Genomic DNA, 5,636 nt, shown 5'->3' with positions numbered 1-5,636 from the left:
CATCGCCATTGAGTCGATGCACCTGAGACAGCTAAAAACAAATGGTCACCTTGATTGAATAAATTATATTGTTCATTGAAGCTTAGAACATCTTCTTTCATGTAACTAAAGCCGCCTTTTACCTACAATTTGATTACTTGTATATCGTACCATTATGACAACACTCTATTCAATCAACAGAACTATAATGCTTGCAAGATAAAATAAAGAGCAGATAAGTGTATTCCGACAAGCGATGTAATGCTTATAACTTCAGCACGGTCTATTTCACCTCTTTTTTTCCTATGCGAAGTTTTTATGTTGCTTTGCGTTTGGGTAGCTATTGGTAACTGTTTCGTTACATAGTCGATTTCTCGCTTCATCGCTAAGGCGTTTGCGTGTTTCCCTAACAAGGCTTTCTTTACAACAGGTTGGAACGGTGTAACCATTTGACTAGCTGCTAACACTTTTAACACATCTCGATTCTGACTCGCTACTTTCAAATGATTTGAAGGGTCTGCTTGAATCATACAAATCGCTAATGAGAACAAATCGTATTGAGGATCTGCTTTACGACTACCTAAACGCCAATAACCTCGATCATAAAAGGTTGTATACTCTCTAATTCCTCTTCCTACTTGAGTCACACCACCGACATCAACTAACCTTACTTGCTTTGTTTGTTGTTCAATTATAATGTTATCAGGTTTCAAATCACCAAATACAAACCCAAGTAGATGAAGCTGATGCAATGCTTTTAGTAACTCTGAAGTAATTTGCCCTAACCGTTTTAATCCTATAGAAGAGAAATGTTCACTAAGAATACGTCCTTGAACATATTCCATGACGTAAAAGCTGTATTTCTCACCTTGCCTTATATAACCGTCATCTACATCTAACAAAGAAGGCCCAAGCTTCACGCCCTGGGCCTTTCTAAATTTCCTTAATACATTGGATTCTGATGTAATAACAGCTGGGTCTTTACTAATTTTCAAAGCCACTAAGTTTTGATTAATAGAAGCTAAATACGTCGACCCTCTAGCTCCTTCACCTAGCAGGCGTTCTATTCGATATTGCTTGTGGTTCCAAACACCTTGAATGCGATCACCTTTATAAAGACTGACGGTAGGATGAATCGACGACATCGTATGCCGCTCCTCTCATAACTTCATCGCCCATACTAATATGGAAAGCTTTAGCCGCTTCTTTTAAAGCTGCACCTGTTGGAGTGATCCCACCAACTGCGAACTTAGGAAATACTTTAGCCAAACGGTTCCCATCATTTGTCCATTCTAGTAATTCTTTTACGACTTTCTTTCTCGTTGGGAATTGGTAGATCGAGAAAGAATGTGAACCAGCACGAGCATCTAAGCTTAAAATCAAGTCATCTAACGATTCTTTAACAGAAGACATTTTATTTTGCATACTTGCACTCGTATCTACTAATACAAGTACTTTTAAATCACACGTTTCGCCTAACTCTTCCATCACCTCTTGTACTTCACCTCTCGTTTCTGGAGGTAAAGACTCTTCATCCGCTTCTTTGCCAAAGATTTGTTGTAGCTCTTTATTAACATACCCTTGAATCGTTTGGTTCATCGCTTGCTTTGTTACCATTTGAACTGTTTCAGATAAATCATCTGCATAAACAATTCGGCTAATGCCACCGCCTGCTTCTGCAATATCATTAACTTCTTGCAAACCAGTTGGGTCTTCTGTTTGATCATCTTCTAGTACACCTATGACATTGACGGTAATTCCCTCTTGTGCAATTTGCTGACTAACAGATACCGGGTCTTCACCTTGGTTTGAACACCCGTCTGTAATTAATAGAATTTGTCTAACCGTACCTTTACTCATACAAACGCCTCCTCTTTTTTGCTATAACCATTGTTGACATGAAATGAGGAGAATATACGTCAGCTAGACAGATGCTACAGAAGAGAAAGAAGCCCACTTCGGTCTACTCTTCTCTACTTTCGTAACGAGTACCGTCATATCATCAATAATATGACCGTGATTACTTCGAATTGTCTCTTCTAATACTAAATCTGCTACGGCTTGTGGGTCTTCTGTTTCAATTTCACGGATTTTACGCTTTAACCAAGCTTCCCGGTTTTCGCTAAAATTCATTGATTCTAATATGCCGTCACTTACCATAATTAATAGATCACCGTCTTTTAATTCTTCACGAACAGGTTCTACATCAAATTCTTCTAAAATACCAATTGGTAAGTTGCCAGACTCAACAGGGTATACCGAGCTTCCTCGTTTTATATAACTAACCATCGCGCCGATCTTTAAAAAGTTGGCATGAGGTTCTTGTAAATCAATGAACGCTAAATCCAATGTTGCATAAATCTCATCTGAAGTTCTTAACGATAAGATTGAATTAATGGATTGTAATGCCACTTGCTCATTTATTCCAGATTGTAAAATTTGCTTAAGTAACTTCAATGTCTCAGAACTTTCTAAATAAGCGCGTTCTCCATTACCCATTCCATCACTAATTGCTAAAGCGAATCGACTTTTACCTAGCTCTAGCATTAAATAACTATCACCTGATAAAAAGTTGCCTTTTTTCGCTGCGTGGGCAACACCTGAACTAAGCTGATAATTTTTCACGGAACTAAACGTAAATGTACGGTCTCCATTTCGTTCGTTTACTGATTGTTCATCTTCAACGACAACCGTTTCTTCTAATAAATCCGATAAGAGGGGCGCAATTAACTTCTCACCTTCCCCTCGATAATCATTAAAATAAACCGTCATCTCAATATCAACATTTCCTTTTTCAATAGAAAACAATTCTAAATGCTCTAGGGAAAAATGATGAGCTTCTAGTATTCTACGAATTTCCTGTTCGTGCCAAAAATACTCTTCTCGTTCTTTCACCATTTCCTTAGCAAAATTATTCATTACTTCTGACACACCATTTAATTGTTCAGAAACAAACTTCCTACTTTCTTTCACTTGCTGCTTTAATCGTTTGTTCGCTTTATAGTAAGACAACTCATAACGCATTTGATCGACAACTTGATCACTTTTAACGCAAAAGTTTTTAAGTTTGCCGACATTAAAATTAACATTGGACGTATCATTCTCTTCAATCGACATAATCGTTTGTTGTAAGACAGGGTAAGTTCGGTCGAAGTTATTCACCCAGCAAGAATGCTTTTTCAAACATGTTTGACACGTTTTCTCTGTTACTCGGCTTAAATATTCGTCTACATCACTATTCGGATCACTCGGCTTACCATCTGTATCTATATAAGCAAAACTATGAGATAACGCTTCAAACATTTCAGAAAAACGTTCTACACGACTAGCAGTAGCATCTCGAACTTTTTGTAAATACTGTTCATTTTCCTCTTTTTCTTCTTCAGTACCTGGAACGTATTTCGCAATTTTACTAATTAAACTTTTCGGCGTTATCATAAACAAAGCTGCTGCAACAACCGCTTGTAATAACAGTTGCTCAAGTGGAATGATTTCGATGTTGTACATACCGATTAAAAACGCTGACACGAAAAGCCCTATTGTAACAGCATACCGATTAACATCTTTCATTAAGCCACCTAGTAACCCGGCTAGTGCTAACAAACTGACTTGGTACAAATGAAAAGCGCTCACTAAACTTAGCATTAAGCCGATCATGACACCGACCGCTGAACCGACAGTTGCTCCAGCAATAAAAGCAGCCATAACAACTAAGTACATAGCTCCCACTTGTTCTAAAGACAATTCATATATTGAGAGACCGACAAACCCTGTTAAGACAGCCGTTGATAAAATAACGATACAAACCATTTCTTCGACTTTCAGTTTGAGGCGAGGTGCTTTAAGCTTTAAAAAAGGATAAGATTGAATAAAGACCATAACAAGAAAACCAGCCAAAGCTGCCTCTAACACAAAAGTTGCCACATCGTATATAACTACTGTTCCTGCAACAGCTTGTACAATTAATCGACCAACTACAACACTAACGAATGTAGCCACTGCCATCCATTTAATTCGCTTCTCTACCTTGTGCACCCATTTCTTATAGAGCATCATTAAAATTAACCCTGAAAGCAAAATATAGGAAGCGTGCGAGAAACTAACCGTAATCGCCCCGGCTACCGCAAAAAGAAATGTCGGAAAAGCAAACTGTCTCTTTGCAATGATTGCAGTTGCTAAAAATGCTAAAGCAAATGGAGATATCGATGTTAATACAATAGCTCGTCCTAAAAAGAAACTTAATATATAAAGTAAAACCCCACGGGCAAAAAGTAGTTGGCTAACAGAGCTTTTTAACGATGCGACCCACTGACTAATTTTATGGATCTTTGAACCGTCAGCTGAGACTGCCATTTTAAGTAATCGTTCCATTTTGTCACCACCCCTTTATATGAAAATTCAAACATATTTATGACTAAAACTTTGTCAAAATAAAGGATTGTGGTAAAAAAAGTATTCGACTTACAAACTTCATGAAATAACTTTATTCTACACTTTTTATACTGAAGGTTCACGCGGTTTAAAGCAGTTTTTAGCTTTTGTTAGTTCTTTTCGTATAAGTAAATCGAATTTTTAATATAGAAAAGGTGAAAATATTGTTGACATGTGAAATAACGTGTTGTACTATAATTTTTGTGCTCATCAAGAGAAAACAACACATGGCGGTGTAGCTCAGCTGGCGAGAGCGTACGGTTCATACCCGTGAGGTCGGGGGTTCGATCCCCTCCGCCGCTACCATTTTTAATATGAAGGCCCATTGGTCAAGTGGTTAAGACACCGCCCTTTCACGGCGGTAACAGGGGTTCGAATCCCCTATGGGTCACTACTTAAAACACGTCATATAATTATGGCGTGTTTTTATTTTGATTAATTAGTCTCTAAAGTTTGGCTCTAAAATATTTGTTGGGGTAGCTGTACAATTTCTTACAAAAAGGTTGGGTAGCTTTTACCTGAACCGTTGGAATCAGGTGATCCGCTTTCGGTGGACGCTTTCACCCACAGGCCACAAGTGCAACATCTACTCAAACTCCCCTACGGTCGTTTATCGCAGTGTTTTCTATGCAGGGGCACGGCTCGAGCCAGGCAACTTCATCGAAACTGCATCTTTGAAACTTGCACTGAGGAACCCTGCTTCGAAGCACTGCTTGTAGACGCAGGTGCATCACTCGGCAGACAAAGGAACTTCTGCTAAGTACCGGACGTCAATCACAAACGCCGAAGTGACCCACATCCTGTGCGCCTCTGGGGGTCTCGAGACACGTGCTGTTCCCGTGACGACCCGGACGGTCTAATGTCGGCGTTGGTCACAGGACGTGACCGCTTTTAGCCGACCTGGCGTCGCCACCTTCGCTCCTCACCTGATACCAACTCTGTGCTTAACCAAGAATATAAAAAAGCACGTTAACCCCTTAATTGTCCCCTTGTTTTATACCACCAAAACAAAAACAAAAGGAGTTGCATGCATATGAATCATAACATGGCATAAATTAGCAGTGTCCTTAACGGGCACCCCACACTTGACTTAGAACCATTAATCAAAATTAACTTTATATTATCCTCTCAACAGAACCAAAAAACACGTAACCCTAAAAAGAGTTACGTGCTGTATTATCAACATTAACTATATATACTGCTACTTTCATAGACAGCAAGATTAT

The 5,636-nt window shown here is 38.9% G+C and carries 3 protein-coding genes and 2 tRNA genes; 2 read left to right on the top strand and 3 right to left on the bottom strand.

What is annotated here, in order from left to right:
* Nucleotides 1-182: 182 nt before the first annotated feature.
* From A194_RS18635 to spoIIE, 3 genes are all read right to left on the bottom strand, one after another.
* Nucleotides 183-1,124, bottom strand: coding sequence for a serine/threonine protein kinase (locus A194_RS18635; RefSeq protein ID WP_017187479.1), 942 nt, complete (start codon nucleotides 1,122-1,124; stop codon nucleotides 183-185).
* Nucleotides 1,090-1,839 (bottom strand): vWA domain-containing protein, encoded by a 750-nt coding sequence (locus A194_RS0114225; RefSeq protein WP_017187478.1) that lies wholly within the window; start codon nucleotides 1,837-1,839, stop codon nucleotides 1,090-1,092. The genes A194_RS18635 and A194_RS0114225 overlap by 35 nt, the downstream gene beginning before the upstream one ends.
* 63 nt (nucleotides 1,840-1,902) lie before the next feature.
* Nucleotides 1,903-4,350: a stage II sporulation protein E gene (gene spoIIE, locus A194_RS0114220; protein ID WP_017187477.1), complete on the bottom strand. Its 2,448-nt coding sequence runs from the start codon at nucleotides 4,348-4,350 to the stop codon at nucleotides 1,903-1,905.
* Nucleotides 4,351-4,639: 289 nt separating this feature from the next.
* On the opposite strand from spoIIE, the gene A194_RS0114215 reads away from it, so the two are divergent.
* A tRNA-Met gene (locus tag A194_RS0114215) sits at nucleotides 4,640-4,716 on the top strand.
* A gap of 13 nt (nucleotides 4,717-4,729) precedes the next feature.
* Nucleotides 4,730-4,801 (top strand) — tRNA-Glu (locus tag A194_RS0114210).
* Nucleotides 4,802-5,636: the final 835 nt, after the last annotated feature.

It is taken from the genome of Alkalibacillus haloalkaliphilus C5 (genome assembly GCF_000269905.1).
Taxonomy (GTDB): Bacteria; Bacillota; Bacilli; order Bacillales; family Alkalibacillaceae; genus Alkalibacillus; species Alkalibacillus haloalkaliphilus_A.
Note: the sequence above shows the minus strand (reverse complement) of the source record. Positions and strands in the feature narration are given on the sequence as shown.